Source organism: Streptomyces sp. NPDC057099 (genome assembly GCF_042671245.1).
Classification (GTDB): domain Bacteria; phylum Actinomycetota; class Actinomycetes; order Streptomycetales; family Streptomycetaceae; genus Streptomyces; species Streptomyces purpurascens.
The window spans coordinates 105,835-121,143 of the sequence record NZ_JBHUTX010000016.1; the positions used below are offsets into that span (position 1 = coordinate 105,835).

Genomic DNA, 15,309 nt, shown 5'->3' on the forward strand with positions numbered 1-15,309 from the left:
GCCCGAGGTGCCGGTTCGTCCCAGTTCGTTCACATCAGGGGGAGTCAGATCATGCGATCCATACGACCGTCGTCCACCACCGGCCGAGGGGGGTGGACGCGCCGCAGGAACTCCCCCGTGCTGGCCGCCGTGGCCCTCGCCTCGGCGCTCGCTCTGACCACCACCGCCTGCGAGTCGGGCGACGCAGCGGCGGGCGGTGAGGCCTCCGCCTCCGCCACGGCCTCCGCCTCCGACGACGGCAAGCTCAAGATCCCGGAAGACATCAGGGACCGGCTCCGCGAGCACGGGATCGACGTCGACAAGTGGAAGAACGGCGCCTGGAAGAACTGGGACCGGGACGACTGGCTGCGCGAGGCCAACGAGTACATCAACCCGATCATCGAAGGCCTCTGGGACCCGGACCGCATGCGGGAGGCCGAGGAGCCCGACCAGGGCGTGGACGACAGCGACCTCGCCGGTGACCAAGGCGTGACCGACCCCACGCCGGAGCCCGTCGAGGCGCAGGCCGTGCCGCCGTCGTACCACGCCAACGCCCCCACGGCCGGGAAGGTGTTCTTCGACTCCCCCAAGGGCTCGGCCGTCTGCTCGGCGACGGTGGTGAAGGACCCCGCCCACCCGGGCAAGTCCAACCTGGTGTGGACGGCGGGCCACTGCGTGCACGCCGGCAAGAAGGGCGGCTGGTACCGCAACATCGCGTTCGTACCGTCGTACAACGACGACGGCAAACCGGTCGCGGAACTGGAGAACGTCACCCGGGAGGACGTGGCTCCCTACGGTGTCTGGTGGGGCGACTGGGCGCAGACCTCGGACCAGTGGATCGAGCAGGGCGGTGCGACGGGCGGGGACGGCGCTCCGTACGACTTCGCGGTCATCCATGTGACGCCGGAGAAGGGCAGCGGCGGCAAGTCGCTGGAGGAGATGGTCGGTTCGGCGCTGCCGGTCGACTTCAAGGCTCCCTCCGCACCGAAGACGAAGAGCCTCACGGCGATCGGCTACCCGGCCGCGCCGCCGTTCGACGGGCAGAAGCTGTTCCGGTGCCAGGACCGGCCCGGCCGGCTGTCGGTCACGGCGTCGGACCCGACGATGTACCGCATCGGCTGCACCATGACCGGCGGTTCCTCGGGCGGCGGCTGGGTCGCGCCGGGCTCTGACGGCAAGCCGGCGCTGGTGTCCAACACCTCGATCGGCCCGGTGACGTCGGGCTGGCTGGCCGGACCGCGTCTGGGCGACGTGGCCAAGGGCGTGTACGACTCGGTGAGCGAGAAGTTCGCGGGCCGCTGACGGCAGGCTGATCAGCGCGGCGGTGAGGCCGGGGGTTCACGGAAACCTTCACCGGCCCACCGCCGTTCGCACTCAACTCCCCGGGCATAGTGGGGTGTCGCGCATCGGAGGCCACGCTGCGGCCTATGCGTGACAAGCGCATGACATCCACACGCAGCAGCACCCAAGCAAACACAGCACGCACAGCACGCACAGCACGCACCAACGGGGGTCATCGCACCATGCGTTCCACACGTACGCCCGCGGCACCGAGCCGCGGGCGGCGCACCGTCCTCGCCGCCACCGGGCTCGTCGCCGCCCTGGCGCTCACGGCCACCGCCTGTGACGGTTCGGCGGACTCGGCGAGCGACAAGCCCGACGCCACCACCTCGCAGGCCGCGGACGGCGGCGGCAAGGTCCGGATCCCGGCCGAGCTCGCGGGCAAGCTCGAGGAGCACGGGATCGACGCCGACCGGTGGAAGGACGGGGGCTGGAAGGACTGGGACAAGGACAAGTGGCTCAGTGACGCCAAGGACTTCGTCAACCCGGTGATCGAGGGCCTCTGGAAGCCGGACCGGATGCAGTCCGCGGAGGAAGCCGACAAGACGGTCACCACGAAGGACGCGTCGGCCGGCCAGGGCGTCAGCGACCCGGATCCTGCGCCCGTCCGGGCGCGGGCGGAGAAGACGCCGTACCACCGGAACGCGGCACCGGTCGGCAAGGTCTTCTTCGACTCCCCCGACGGCCCGGCCGTCTGCTCCGGCACGGTCGTCAAGGACGTCAACCACCCGGGCAAGTCCAACCTGGTGTGGACGGCGGGCCACTGCATACACGCCGGCGGCAGCGGCGGCTGGTACCGCAACATCACCTTCGTCCCCGCCTACAACGACTACGGCAAGTCCGAGGCGGAGCTGACCAACGCGAACCCGACCGAGATCGCCCCGTACGGCAACTGGTGGGCGGACTGGGCCTCGACCTCGAACCAGTGGATCAAGGGCGGCTCGGAGACCGGCGGCGAGGGGGCCGCGTACGACTACGCCGTGCTGCACGTGAAGCCCGAGCGGGGCGGCAAGTCCCTGGAGGAGACGGTCGGCGCCGCGCTGGACGTGGACTTCTCCGCCCCCTCCGCGGCCGAGGCGGGCAAGATGGGCGCCTGGGGCTACCCGGCAGCGCCGCCCTACAACGGCCTGAAGATGTTCAAGTGCGTCGACGTCCCAGGCCGGTTCTCGCTCAGCCCGTCCCTGCCGACGATGCACCGCATCGGCTGCACCATGACCGGCGGTTCGTCCGGCGGCGGCTGGTTCCGGGTGCTGAACGGCAAGTCCGTGCTGGTGTCCAACACCTCGATCGGCCCGGCCGACAACACCTGGCTGGCGGGCCCGCAGCTGGGCCGTGACGCCGAGGCGCTCTACCAGAACATGAGCAAGACCTACGGCGGTCGCTGACCGGAGCATGCCGAAGGCCCGCCTCCCTGCGGACAGGGAGGCGGGCCTTCGGCGTGCTTGCGTGCTTGCGCGCCTGCGCGCCTGCGCGCCTGCGCGCCTGCGCGCCTACGTCAGAGCGCCGGCGCCGGAGCGTACGGCGCGAGTTCCGCCGCCAGCTCCTCGTGCACCCGCACCTTGAGCAGGGTGCCCTCCGGGGTGTGCTCCTCGGAGATCACCTCGCCCTCGTCGTGGGCACGGGCGACCAGCTTGCCGTGGGTGTACGGCACGAGCGCCTCGATCTCGACCGACGGGCGCGGCAGCTCGTTGTCGATGAGCGCGAGCAGCGTGTCCATGCCCTGGCCGGTGCGGGCCGAGACGGCGATGGACCGCTTCTCGACGCGCAGCAGCCGCTGCAGGGTCAGCGGGTCGGCCGCGTCGGCCTTGTTGATCACGACGATCTCGGGTACGTCGGTGGCGCCGACGTCCCTGATCACCTCGCGTACGGCGGCCAGCTGCTCCTCCGGGTTCGGGTGCGAGCCGTCCACCACGTGCAGGATCATGTCGGACTCGCCGACCTCCTCCATCGTGGAGCGGAACGCCTCGACCAGGTGGTGGGGCAGATGGCGGACGAAGCCGACGGTGTCGGCCAGCGTGTACAGCCGTCCGCTCGGGGTCTCGGCCCGGCGCACGGTCGGGTCGAGGGTCGCGAACAGGGCGTTCTCGACCAGCACGCCCGCGCCGGTGAGGCGGTTGAGCAGCGAGGACTTGCCGGCGTTGGTGTAGCCCGCGATGGCGACCGAGGGCACCTTGTGGCGCTTGCGCTCCTGGCGCTTGATCTCGCGGCCGGTCTTCATCTCCGCGATCTCCCGGCGCATCTTCGCCATCTTCTCGCGGATCCGCCGCCGGTCCGTCTCGATCTTGGTCTCACCGGGACCACGGGTGGCGAGGCCGCCGCCCTTGCCGCCGCCCATCTGTCGGGACAGCGACTGACCCCAGCCGCGCAGCCTCGGCAGCATGTACTGCATCTGCGCGAGCGCGACCTGCGCCTTGCCCTCTCGGGACTTGGCGTGCTGGGCGAAGATGTCCAGGATCAGGGCCGTACGGTCGATGACCTTGACCTTGACGACGTCCTCGAGGTGGATGAGCTGGCCGGGGCTGAGCTCACCGTCGCAGATGACGGTGTCCGCGCCCGACTCGAGGACGATGTCCCGCAGCTCCTCGGCCTTGCCGGAGCCGATGTACGTGGCCGCGTCGGGCTTGTCGCGGCGCTGGGTGACGCCGTCGAGCACGAGCGCGCCCGCCGTCTCCGCGAGGGCGGCGAGCTCCGCGAGGGAGTTCTCCGCGTCCCGCACGGTTCCCGACGTCCAGACGCCGACGAGGACGACCCGCTCCAGGCGGAGCTGGCGGTACTCGACCTCGGTGACGTCCTCGAGCTCGGTGGAGAGGCCCACCACACGGCGCAGGGCCGCGCGGTCGGAGCGGTCGAACTGTTCGCCGTCCCGCTCTCCGTCGATCTCATGGCTCCAGGCGACGTCCTCTTCCATCAGGGCATCGGCCCGAAGACCCTCGGGGTGGCTCTGCGTGAAGCGCTTGGTGTCCTGGGAGGGGGAAGAAGAGGAGGTCATTGGATCCTTACGTCGATGGGAAGCCGTTCACTGTTCGCAACGCACGAGCGGTCCGGGAGATTCCCGGCGCTCCGTGCCGCGCCGACCCGTCGATAGTCGCACGGCACGGGGCGTCTCGTCACCGTGTTATCGGGCGGCTCCCGGCGCGGGCACACCCGGGTTCGCGGGCGCCTGAGGCTTCCAGTCCGGGTGTCCCGGCATCGGCGGGGTCTTCTCGCCGTACAGCCAGCTCTTGAAGAAGCCGCTCAGGTCGCGCCCGGAGATCTCGGCGGCGAGCCGGACGTAGTCCTGCGTCGAGGCCGTGCCGTCCTGGTGGCGGCCGAGCCAGGCGCGCTGCAGGCGGTCGAAGGCCGTGCGGCCGATCTCCTCGCGCAGGGCGTACAGGACGAGCGTCGCGCCCTCGTACACGTTGTGCCGGAAGATGCCGGTCTTGCGGCCGGGCTCGGGAACCTTCGGGGCGGCGGGCGGGCCGCCGACCGTCCGCCAGCCGTCGGAGGAGGCGTACGCGGCCTTCATGCGGTCCCGCATCGGCTTGCCGCCCCGCGCCTCGGCGTACTGCGCCTCGTACCAGGTGGCGTATCCCTCGTTGAGCCACAGGTCCGACCAGGTGCGGGGGCTGACGCTGTTGCCGAACCACTGGTGGGCCAGCTCGTGGACCATGATCGACTCGACGTACCACTCCGGGTAGGCGGACTCGGTGAAGAGCTCCCGCTCGAAGAGGGAGAGCGTCTGGGTCTCGAGTTCGAAGCCGGTGGAGGCGTCCGCCACGAGCATGCCGTACGTCTCGAAGGGATAGCGGCCGAGGTGCCTCTCCATCCAGGCGATCTGGGCGGGGCTCTTCCTCAGCCAGGGTTCGAGCGCCTTGCGGTCCCGGGTCGGTACGACGTCCCGCATGGGCAGGCCGTGCGGGCCGGTGCGGTGCAGCACGGTGGAGCGGCCGATGGAGACCTGGGTGAGCTCGGTGGCCATGGGGTGATGGGTGCGGTAGGTCCACGTGGTCGAACCGTCGGACCTGGCCACCCCGGCGGGCAGGCCGTTGGCCACGGCCGTGAGGCCCTTGGGTGCGGTGACCCGGATGGTGAACATCGCCTTGTCGGAGGGATGGTCGTTGCCGGGGAACACCCGGTGCGCGGCATCGGCCTGGTTGGCCATGGCGAGGCCGTCCGTGGTGCGTACCCAGCCGCTCTCGCGGCCCCTGACGGACACGGGGTCGCTGGTGTGCCGCACGGTGATCCGCATCCAGGTGCCGTCCGGCACGGCTTCCTGGGGCGTGATCACCAGGTCCTCGCCGGCGGTGCCGAACGCGGCGGGCTCGCCGTCGACCTCGACCGAGTCGACCGTGCCGTTGGCGAAGTCGAGATTGACGCGGTCCAGGTCGGCGGTCGTCCGGGCCTTGATCGTGGTGACGGCCCGCAGCGGCCGGCTGTTGCTGCCGGGATAGGTGAAGGAGAGGTCGTACGACGCCACGTCGTAGCCGGGGTTGCCCAGGTACGGGAAGAGGCGGTCGCCGACGCCGAGCGGCACGACGGGGGCACTCGCGGCGACGAGGCAGACGGAGACGGCCGAGGCGAGCAGCGCCGCGGCCGTCTTCCGGCGGCGCGAACGGGGGGCCTGGCTCTGGGGGGTGAGGAGCATGCCCCACGGCTATCAGCGCAGGCGAGCGCGGTGGGGACGGCGCGCGTCCGGCCCGTCCGGGGCTCACCCGCCCGGCCGTCGTCCGTACCGGTCAGCCGCCCTGCGTCTGCGGCTGAGCCCGGCTGACGTCGTACACCCCGGCCACGTTGCGCATGGCGCGCATGAGGGCGGGCAGGTGGGCCGCGTCCGGGAGTTGCACGGTGTAGGTGTGCCGTACCTGCTGCTGGGTCGGGGGTTCGACGGTCGCGGAGACGATCTCGGCGCCTTCGAGGGCCATGGCCTCGGTGAGGTCCGCGAGCAGATGGGGCCGGACGAACGATTCGGCGACCAGCGTGACCCGGCACTCGGTGGTGTCGCCCCAGCGCACGCCGACCTCGGGACGCCCCGCGTCCTTCATACGGGCCACGGCGGCGCACTCGACGCGGTGCACTGTGACCGCTCCGCCGCGTACGGAGAAGCCGGTGATCTCGTCGCGCGGTACGGGCGTACAGCAGCCGGCGAGCCGGACGGTCGCGTCGGTCAGGTCGGCGAGGACGTGGCCGGTGGCGGGGCGGGCGGACGTCTGCTCGGGGGCCGCGCCGGTGCCGGACGCGTCGCCGGTGGCCGGCCGGGGAGCGGCCGCGCGCTCCTCGGCCTGGCGGTCCTGCCGGGCCTCGGTGCGCTGGGCCTCGGCCTGCGCCGGGTGGGCGGTGAGCCACCGCTGGATGGCGATCCGGGCCCCGGGGGTGTGGGCGTGCTCCAGCCACTCCCGGGACGGCTCGGACGCCGGGTCCTGGCCCATGAGGAGCTGGACGGTGTCGCCGTCCTTGAGGACGGTGCTCAGCGTCGCCAGGCGGCCGTTGACCCGGGCGCCGATGCACGCGTGCGCGTCCTCGCCGTACTGCGCGTACGCGGCGTCCACACAGGTCGCCCCCTCGGGCAGGCCGATCGTGCCGCCGTCGGGCCGGAACACGGTGATCTCGCGGTCCTGGGCGAGGTCCTCGCGCAGTGTCGACCAGAAGTGGTCCGGGTCGGACGCCGCCTCCTGCCAGTCGAGGAGCCGGGAGAGCCAGCCGGGGCGGGTGGGGTCGACGCGCTCGCCGTCGGCCGGGTCCTCGGGAGCCGGTGCGTAGGGGTTGCCGAGTGCGACGACCCCTGCCTCGGCGACCTTGTGCATCTGATGCGTACGGATGAGGACTTCGACGACCTGGCCGTTCTCCCTGGCCACGGCCGTGTGCAGCGACTGGTAGAGGTTGAACTTCGGTACGGCGATGAAGTCCTTGAACTCCGAGACCACCGGCGTCATACAGGTGTGGAGTTCGCCCAGGACGCCGTAGCAGTCGGCGTCCTCGTTCACCAGGACCAGGAGGCGGCCGAAGTCGGAGCCGCGGAGCCGGCCGCGTTTGCGGGAGACCCGGTGCACGGAGACGAAGTGACGGGGCCGGATGAGGACCTCGGCGGGGATGCCCGCCTCGCGCAGCACGGTCCGCACCTCGTCGGCGACCTCCGCGAGGGGGTCGTCCGCGCGGGCGGCGTTGCGGACGATCAACTCCCTTGTGTGCGCGTACTCCTCGGGGTGCAGGATCGCGAAGACCAGGTCTTCCAGTTCGGTCTTGAGCGCCTGGACGCCGAGCCGTTCGGCGAGCGGGATGAGCACGTCACGTGTCACCTTGGCGATGCGCTCCTGCTTCTCGGGGCGCATGACGCCGAGGGTGCGCATGTTGTGCAGCCGGTCGGCGAGTTTGATCGACATGACGCGGACGTCGTTGCCGGTGGCGACGAGCATCTTGCGGAAGGTCTCGGACTCGGCGGCGGCGCCGTAGTCGACCTTCTCCAGTTTGGTGACGCCGTCGACGAGGTAGCGGACCTCCTCGCCGAACTGGTCGCGGACCTGGTCGAGCGTCACGTCCGTGTCCTCGACGGTGTCGTGGAGCAGGGACGCGGTCAACGTCGTGGTCTCGGCGCCGAGTTCGGCGAGGATCAGGGTCACGGCGAGCGGGTGCGTGATGTACGGCTCGCCGCTCTTGCGCATCTGCCCGCGGTGCGAGGACTCGGCCAGGACGTAGGCGTGGCGCAGGGGTTCGAGGTCGGCTTCGGGGTGGTGGGCGCGGTGGGCCTCGACGACGTGGCTGATGGCGTCGGGCAGCCGGTCGCGCGCGGCGGGGCCGAGGAGCGCGGCACGGCCCAGGCGGCGCAGGTCGATCCGAGGGCGGGCCTTTCTCCGCGGGGCTGTCGGCGTCACCGGTGCTGACACCGCACCCGGCATCGGGCCTGGGGTCACGGAATTCGTGGCCTCCGCACTCATGGGCACCTCCGGCTGCGTGGACCGGCGGACGGGTGCCCCAGGGCGGACACGGCTCACGGGGCGGCTTCGGTCCCCCGTCCGGGCCGGTGCTTGATGCTACCGAGCCCACCATGCCCGACTGACCGCCTCTCGCCGAGCGTGAAACTGATCACCCATTCGAGGGATGAATGTGAGGTTTGTGCCCCGTTACGTCGCGACCATGACGGTTGGTTTTCCGCCAAGTGGCTGGTTCTCACGGCGGTTTCGGGTCGGGTGGCCGAGGGTCAGCGGCTGTTTCGGGCCGATCGGCCCCCGCTCACGCGCCGCTGGCGGATTCCAGCCAGACCGAGTCGATCTCGCCCTCGGCCACGATCACGGCCGGGCCGGTCATCTCGATCTCGCCGTCGGGCCGCTCGGTGATCACCAGGGTGCCGCCGGGGACGTCCACGGTGTACGTCGCCGGAACGCCGGTGGCCGCGGGGTCGGCACCGTCGCGCCGGGCGGTGGCCACGGCGACCGCGCACGCGCCCGTGCCGCAGGAGCGGGTCTCGCCGGAGCCGCGCTCGTGCACACGCATCGCGACGTGCCCGGGGGCTCGGTCGATCACGAACTCGACGTTCACACCGTCCGGGTAGGCGGCGGCCGGGCTGAAGGGCGGCGGGGAGAGCAGGTCACCCGCGTGGGACAGGTCGTCCACGAAGGCGACGGCGTGCGGGTTGCCCATGTTGACGTTCCGCGCGGGCCAGCTGCGCTCGCCGACGCTCACCGTGACATCGCCCTCGGGGAGCAGCGCCCTGCCCATGCCCACGGTGACGTCACCGTCCTTGGCGATGTGCACGGCCTTCACGCCCCCGCGCGTGGCGACGGCGATGTCTCCTTCGGTCACGTGCCCTGCGCGCTGGAGGTAGCGCGCGAACACCCGCACGCCGTTGCCGCACATCTCCGCGATCGAGCCGTCGCCGTTGCGGTAGTCCATGAACCACTCCGCCTCGGCCGCCAGGTGCCGGGCCTCGGGGTGCGCGGCGGAGCGCACCACGTGCAGCAGGCCGTCGCCGCCGATGCCCGCGCGGCGGTCGCACAGGGCGGCGACGGTGGCCGGGGGCAGGTCGATGGTGTTCTCGGGGTCCGGGACGATCACGAAGTCGTTCTCGGTGCCGTGGCCCTTGAGGAAGGCGATCCGCGTGCGCGTGCTCATGCCTCGATCGTACGGGCTGCTCCACGGGGAGGGCCTTGGGAGGGGCCGGAGCTGTGAGTCCGTGCGGGTGCGTCGTGGCTGGTCGCGCCCACGCGGCGGAGCCGCGTATTCGATGCAGCCCCGCGCCCCTTAAGGGGCGCGAGCTAGCGGAGCCTTGCCACGCGCCAGACGGCGAGGACCACCACGACGCCCACGACCAGGGCGTACGCGAGGGCGACGCGCCAGTCCGGTCTGCGGCCGGAGCCGCGGGCCGGCAGGCCCGGCCAGGTGTAGCCGACGCGGCGGGCGGCCATCATGCCCCAGCCGGCCGCGCACGAGCAGATCAGCAGTCCGAGCATGGCGATGACGGCCCCGCTGTCGCCGAAGTCGAAGGCGAGCGGGAACGCGAACATCAGGGAGCCGAGGGCGGCCAGGCCCACGATGGGCGCGAGCTGCCAGATGCGCATCCGGCGCTGCGGGCGCAGTTCGACCTCGACCTCCTCCGCGAACATCTCGTCGGGCTCGGGGCCGTCGTCCGTCACACCCTGCGTCTCGTCGTCGGGCCCGTCGGAGCTGAGACGGTCGGTCTCCTGCTCGGGTCCGTCCCGGTGCTCCGGTCCGTCCAGACGCTCCGGTTCATCCCGGTCGGCGGTGATGTGATCGGTGCTATGTGCGGTGTCGCGAGGGCCGGCCTCCATCGCCACGCGCCCTCCCAACTAGGACTCACTCGGTCGATCGAAGCTCGATGATGGCACGCCGCCGCAGGCCCGGATGACGGCCTGGGCGTCCCGATGCCATGACGTGATCAGGCTGTAACCGGTCGTTCGACCAAGGACAGTGCGAGCTGCGGAAGTTCTGTGAGATCGGCCGCAGCCCCACTCAACCAGTGCACCCGCGGGTCGCGCCTGAACCATGAATCCTGACGGCGCGCGAAGCGCTTGGTGGCACGTACGGTCTCGGCCCGCGCTTCCTCGATCGTGCACTCCCCGGCAAGCGCCGCGAGGACCTGCTGGTAGCCGAGCGCGCGCGAGGCCGTACGCCCTTCTCGCAACCCCTGCGCCTCCAGTGCGCGCACCTCGTCCACGAGGCCGGCGTCCCACATCCGGTCGACCCGGCGCGTGATGCGCTCGTCGAGCTCGGGGCGGGCCACGTCGACGCCGATCTGGAGGGTGTCGTAGACCGAGTCGTGGCCGGGGAGGTTGGCGGTGAAGGGCTTGCCGGTGATCTCGATCACCTCGAGGGCCCGGACGACCCGGCGGCCGTTGCTCGGCAGGATCGCGCGAGCGGCCTCGGGGTCGGCGGCGGCCAGACGGGCGTGCAGCGCGCCCGGGCCGCGCAGCGTGAGTTCGTCCTCCAGGCGGGCGCGGACCTCGGGGTCGGTGCCGGGGAACTCCATCTTGTCGACGGCCCCGCGCACATACAGTCCGGAGCCGCCGACCAGGATCGGCCAGCGACCCTCGGCGAGCAGCACGTCGATCCGCTCCCGGGCGAGGCGCTGGTACTCGGCGACGGACGCCGTGACGGTCACGTCCCAGATGTCCATGAGGTGGTGCGGGACGCCACCGCGCTCCTCGGGCGTCAGCTTGGCGGTGCCGATGTCCATCCCTCGGTAGAGCTGCATGGAGTCGGCGTTGACGACCTCGCCGCCGAGACGCTGAGCCAGGAAAACGCCCAGATCGGACTTTCCGGCCGCAGTTGGTCCGACGACGGCGATGACGCGGGGGGCGGGGGGTGCACTGCTCACCGACACAGTCTCGCAAACCTCGAACCCCGGCCTCGAACGAGTTACGTGACGCGACGGCTCTGGGGTCGTTGCCCGTTGCGAGGTTCCTGCCGCCGGATCACGGAGGCGGTGGCCCGGGTCGCGCAAACGGACGCACCGGGCAACGCGGGATTTCGCCCGCACGAGTAACGTATGGAGTGGATATGGGCGTTTTTGCACGACTTCTCCGGCGGTCGAAGGCCACGCCTGAGGCGCCTGCCGCCGAGGCTCAGGCAGACACGGCGAAGGCCGGGCCAGAGGCGGAGGCGGCGGCCGAGTCCCCGGAGACGAAGGGGGCCGACGGAGCCACGGAAGCAGCCGAGGCGAGCGCCGAGGCCCCCGCCGAGGCCACCGAGGGCGAAGGCGTCGACATCCCCAAGCAGCAGTCCACCGACAAGGCGGCCGACAACGAGGCCGGCGAGGGCGCCCGTACGTGATCGCCCCGCGCGAGGGAAGGTGAAGCGAGTGGGTCTCCTGGACAACATGAAGGCCAAGCTGGGCCCGGCCAAGGGCAAGGTCTCGGACCTCGCGCAGCGGCACGAGGGCAAGGTCCACCACGGTCTCGAGAAGGCGGCGCATGCCGTCGACAAGAGGACCAAGGGCAAGTACAGCGACAAGATCCATTCGGGCACGGGCAAGGCCAAGGACGCCATGGGCCGACTCGCGCACCAGGGCGACAGCGGACCTGACGCGGCGGGCACGACACCGCCGCGGGATGCGGGTGGCACGACGCCACCGCCGAACGCGGGCGGCACCGCGCCGCCGGACGGACCACCGCCCACTTCCTGAGTGCGCCTCGGCGTACCGCAGGTTCTGAACGCATTAAGTCGACAACGCAATAACGCAATGCTGAAGGGCACATCGGCGGACGGCCGCGGAGCACTGGGGCTCCCGGCCGTCCGCCGTTTCCCGCGCCCTGCCGCCCGGGCTACGACCAGCCGGCCACGAGGTATCCCACGCCGTACGGCGCGTCGTCGTACAGCAGTGATCCGCCGAGGTCCGCGCCCTCGGCCGCGCCCGCCAGGACCTGCCAGGGGGCCCGGCCGGACGCCTTCAGTTCGTGCGCCAGCCGCGTGTCCAGCGTCATGAGGCCGGCCGTGTCCGCCGCGCCGAGCGCTCGCGCGACCTCCGCGTCGAAGGGCGCCGACCGTTCGTCCAGATAGCCCGGGGCCTTGAGCGTCCGGCACGCGCCGGCGTCCCCCATCACCAGCAGCGCGACCCGCTCGGCCCGTGCGGCGATGTCCCGTCCGGTCCGGGCACAGTTCTCGGGCGTGAGGGATTCCCCGACACCGAGCCCCTCGACCGGGGTGTCGGACCACCCGGTCCGCTCCAGCAGCCAGGCGGCCACGGCCAGCGAGTACGGCAGCCGCTGTTCCCCGTGCGGGCTCGCGGCCGACCCCAGTCGTACGTCGAGATCGACACCGAAGCCCCGGAACGAGCCCCGTGTGCCCTGCGGGTAGGGCTCGGGCCCGGCGTTCTCCCCCGGCCCGACGACCACGAGCCGGTCGGGCCGTGCGGCGGCGAGCACACCCAGGGCGTCCGTGCAGGCGGCCCGCGCGGCGTCCAGCTCCGGTGCGGCGCCCGCGGCGACCTCGGGGACCAGAAGGGGCGGGCAGGGGCAGACAGCGGCGGCGACAAGCATGATCGGCAGGGTAACCCCGGGGACCCGCTCGCACGCATCCCGTGCCCGGCGAACGGGCTGTGGGTCGCCCCGGGTGGGACCGGTCAGTCCAGGGCGCAGCCGCTCGTCGCGACCGGGAGCGGCTCGGGCACGCCGATCTTCGGCAGGCCGAGCAGCACTCCGGCCGGTGCCGGCTTGCCCGCCTTCTCGGCGTTGCGCTTCTCCCAGGCGTCGCCCGCGCGCGTGCGGCGCACGTCGACCACGGCGCCCTCGGCGAGGAGGTGGTGCGGAGCGGCGTAGGTGATCTCGACCGTCACCACGTCACCGGGGCGGACCTCCTGGTCCGGCTTGGTGAAGTGGGCGAGGCGGCTGTCGGGGGCGCGGCCGGACAGGCGGTGGGTGGTGTCGTCCTTGCGGCCCTCGCCCTCGGCGACCATCAGCTCCAGGGTGCGGCCGACCTGCTTCTTGTTCTCCTCCCAGGAGATCTCCTCCTGGAGGGCGACGAGACGCTCGTAGCGCTCCTGGACGACCTTCTTGGGGATCTGGCCGTCCATCTCGGCGGCCGGGGTGCCGGGGCGCTTGGAGTACTGGAAGGTGAAGGCCTGGGCGAAGCGGGCCTCGCGCACCACGTGCAGCGTCTGCTCGAAGTCCTCCTCGGTCTCGCCGGGGAAGCCCACGATGATGTCGGTGCTGATCGCCGCGTGCGGGATGGCGGCGCGGACCTTCTCGATGATCCCGAGGAAGCGCTCCTGGCGGTAGGAGCGGCGCATGGCCTTCAGGACCGGGTCCGAGCCGGACTGCAGCGGCATGTGCAGTTGCGGCATCACGTTCGGCGTCTCGGCCATGGCGGCGATGACGTCGTCGGTGAAGTCGCGCGGGTGCGGGGAGGTGAAGCGGACGCGCTCCAGGCCGTCGATCCTCCCGCAGGCGCGCAGCAGTTTGCTGAAGGCCTCGCGGTCGCCGATGTCGGAGCCGTACGCGTTGACGTTCTGGCCGAGCAGCGTGATCTCGGAGACGCCCTCGCCGACCAGGGCCTCGATCTCGGCGAGGATGTCGCCGGGGCGGCGGTCCTTCTCCTTGCCGCGCAGGGCCGGGACGATGCAGAACGTACAGGTGTTGTTGCAGCCGACGGAGATCGACACCCAGGCCGCGTACGCGCTCTCGCGGCGCGTCGGCAGCGTCGAGGGGAACTCCTCCAGCGACTCGGCGATCTCGACCTGCGCCTCTTCCTGCACGCGGGCGCGCTCCAGCAGGACCGGCAGCTTGCCGATGTTGTGGGTGCCGAAGACGACGTCCACCCAGGGCGCCCGCTTCACGATGGTGTCGCGGTCCTTCTGCGCCAGACAGCCGCCGACCGCGATCTGCATGCCGGGGCGGCTCGCCTTCTTCGGCGCGAGGTGGCCCAGGTTGCCGTACAGCTTGTTGTCGGCGTTCTCCCGCACCGCACAGGTGTTGAAGACGACGACGTCCGCCTCGCCGTCGGAACCCTCGGGGGCGCGCACATAGCCCGCGTCCTCCAGCAGACCGGACAATCGCTCCGAGTCGTGGACGTTCATCTGACATCCGTAGGTGCGAACTTCGTATGTCCTGGATGTCTGCTTATCCACTGCCGGGCTCCGGTCGCTGCTGATGGTCATGGCACAAGGGTAGGCGCTCCCGGACGAGGCCCGCGTACGGACCGGTTCAGGACGCCTGCAGCACCGACGGTCCCTCCTCGAGGATGCGGTCGACGACCTCGGGCGGAAGACCGTCGTCCGTCACGATGGTGTCGAGCCCGTTGAGGGGGGTCACGTTGAACCGCTCGACGATGCCCCACTTGGTGCTGTCGGCGAGCAGGGCGACCGAGGTCGCCGCCCGCATCGCCGTCTGCTTGAGCAGCACCTTGTCGGTCGAGGGGCTGGTCACGCCGTGGGCCAGGTCCCAGGAGCCCGCGCTCAGGAAGCAGACGTCGATGTTCAGCGCCCCGACGGCCTGGGCGGCGAGCGGCCCACTGCTCGATCCGCTCGACACGTCGATCTCGCCCCCGGTGTGAATGGCGCGGATCTCCGGATGGCCGCAGAGGGCGATCGCGGCGTGGAAGTCGTTGGTGACGACGGTGAGGTCCTTGCGGCCGGCCAGGAACGGGACGGTGGACTGGCAGGTCGTTCCCGCGTCGAGGAAGACCGCCATGCCGTCCTCGACGAGGCCCGCCGCGGTCTCGGCGATGGCCTGCTTGCGGGGAAGTTCCAGCTGGGCCCGGGACGCCCGCTCGCGGGGCGGGGCGTGCCCCGTCCAGTCCGCCAGCCTGACGCCGCCCTGGACCGAGATCACCTGGCCGCTCTTCTCCAGGGCGGCGATGTCACGGCGCACCGTCATGTGGGAGACGTCCAACCGCGTCATGAGCTCGCGGATGCTCAGCACGCCGGTGCTCCGCAGCAGGCGCAGCAGCTCCTGGTGCCGCTGTTCCGGAATCAGCGGTGCCCTGACCATCACGTCTCCTCCAGAACGGTACCGAGGGAGATCAGATTAACTTCCCGCTTCCGACCTAGTGACAATATGTGAATCC

At 71.4% G+C, this 15,309-nt stretch carries 13 protein-coding genes; 4 read left to right on the top strand and 9 right to left on the bottom strand.

Annotated elements, in window-relative coordinates:
* Positions 1-51 precede the first annotated feature (51 nt).
* Positions 52-1,281, top strand: a complete 1,230-nt coding sequence (locus ACFT4A_RS21545; RefSeq protein ID WP_382832454.1) for a trypsin-like serine peptidase — start codon at positions 52-54, stop codon at positions 1,279-1,281.
* Positions 1,282-1,502: 221 nt separating this feature from the next.
* Positions 1,503-2,705 (top strand): trypsin-like serine peptidase, encoded by a 1,203-nt coding sequence (locus ACFT4A_RS21550; RefSeq protein ID WP_382832456.1) that lies wholly within the window; start codon positions 1,503-1,505, stop codon positions 2,703-2,705.
* Between the two features lie 110 nt (positions 2,706-2,815).
* On the opposite strand, the gene hflX is transcribed toward ACFT4A_RS21550, so the two are convergent.
* From hflX to miaA, 6 genes are all read right to left on the bottom strand, one after another.
* A complete protein-coding gene (gene hflX, locus ACFT4A_RS21555) occupies positions 2,816-4,309 on the bottom strand; it encodes a GTPase HflX (RefSeq protein WP_382832458.1) in 1,494 nt (497 codons plus the stop codon).
* Between the two features lie 126 nt (positions 4,310-4,435).
* Complete coding sequence (locus tag ACFT4A_RS21560) at positions 4,436-5,944, bottom strand: M1 family metallopeptidase (protein ID WP_382832460.1); 1,509 nt, start codon at positions 5,942-5,944, stop codon at positions 4,436-4,438.
* A 91-nt stretch (positions 5,945-6,035) separates the two neighbouring features.
* Positions 6,036-8,228: a RelA/SpoT family protein gene (locus ACFT4A_RS21565; RefSeq protein ID WP_382832461.1), complete on the bottom strand. Its 2,193-nt coding sequence runs from the start codon at positions 8,226-8,228 to the stop codon at positions 6,036-6,038.
* A gap of 295 nt (positions 8,229-8,523) precedes the next feature.
* The gene (gene dapF / locus ACFT4A_RS21570) at positions 8,524-9,402 is read right to left on the bottom strand and encodes a diaminopimelate epimerase (protein WP_382832463.1); all 879 of its coding nucleotides are present in this window, start codon (positions 9,400-9,402) and stop codon (positions 8,524-8,526) included.
* A 143-nt stretch (positions 9,403-9,545) separates the two neighbouring features.
* Positions 9,546-10,079 carry a hypothetical protein gene (locus tag ACFT4A_RS21575; protein ID WP_382832534.1) on the bottom strand — a complete coding sequence of 178 codons (534 nt, stop codon included), beginning with the start codon at positions 10,077-10,079 and terminating at the stop codon, positions 9,546-9,548.
* Positions 10,080-10,186: 107 nt separating this feature from the next.
* Complete coding sequence (miaA, locus tag ACFT4A_RS21580) at positions 10,187-11,125, bottom strand: tRNA (adenosine(37)-N6)-dimethylallyltransferase MiaA (protein ID WP_382832464.1); 939 nt, start codon at positions 11,123-11,125, stop codon at positions 10,187-10,189.
* A 182-nt stretch (positions 11,126-11,307) separates the two neighbouring features.
* Here miaA and ACFT4A_RS21585 point away from each other — a divergent pair, with 182 nt between their 5' ends.
* The gene (locus ACFT4A_RS21585) at positions 11,308-11,580 is read left to right on the top strand and encodes a hypothetical protein (protein ID WP_382832466.1); all 273 of its coding nucleotides are present in this window, start codon (positions 11,308-11,310) and stop codon (positions 11,578-11,580) included.
* A gap of 28 nt (positions 11,581-11,608) precedes the next feature.
* Positions 11,609-11,932: an antitoxin gene (locus ACFT4A_RS21590; protein WP_382832468.1), complete on the top strand. Its 324-nt coding sequence runs from the start codon at positions 11,609-11,611 to the stop codon at positions 11,930-11,932.
* Between the two features lie 139 nt (positions 11,933-12,071).
* Here the strand turns inward: ACFT4A_RS21590 and ACFT4A_RS21595 are convergent, their stop codons facing one another.
* The 3 genes from ACFT4A_RS21595 to ACFT4A_RS21605 all read right to left on the bottom strand — a co-directional run bounded on the left by ACFT4A_RS21595 (position 12,072) and on the right by ACFT4A_RS21605 (position 15,233).
* Positions 12,072-12,785, bottom strand: coding sequence for a class III extradiol dioxygenase subunit B-like domain-containing protein (locus ACFT4A_RS21595; RefSeq protein ID WP_382832470.1), 714 nt, complete (start codon positions 12,783-12,785; stop codon positions 12,072-12,074).
* Positions 12,786-12,868: 83 nt separating this feature from the next.
* Complete coding sequence (gene miaB / locus ACFT4A_RS21600; RefSeq protein ID WP_382832471.1) at positions 12,869-14,401, bottom strand: tRNA (N6-isopentenyl adenosine(37)-C2)-methylthiotransferase MiaB; 1,533 nt, start codon at positions 14,399-14,401, stop codon at positions 12,869-12,871.
* Between the two features lie 46 nt (positions 14,402-14,447).
* Positions 14,448-15,233: a DeoR/GlpR family DNA-binding transcription regulator gene (locus ACFT4A_RS21605; protein ID WP_382832473.1), complete on the bottom strand. Its 786-nt coding sequence runs from the start codon at positions 15,231-15,233 to the stop codon at positions 14,448-14,450.
* Positions 15,234-15,309: the final 76 nt, after the last annotated feature.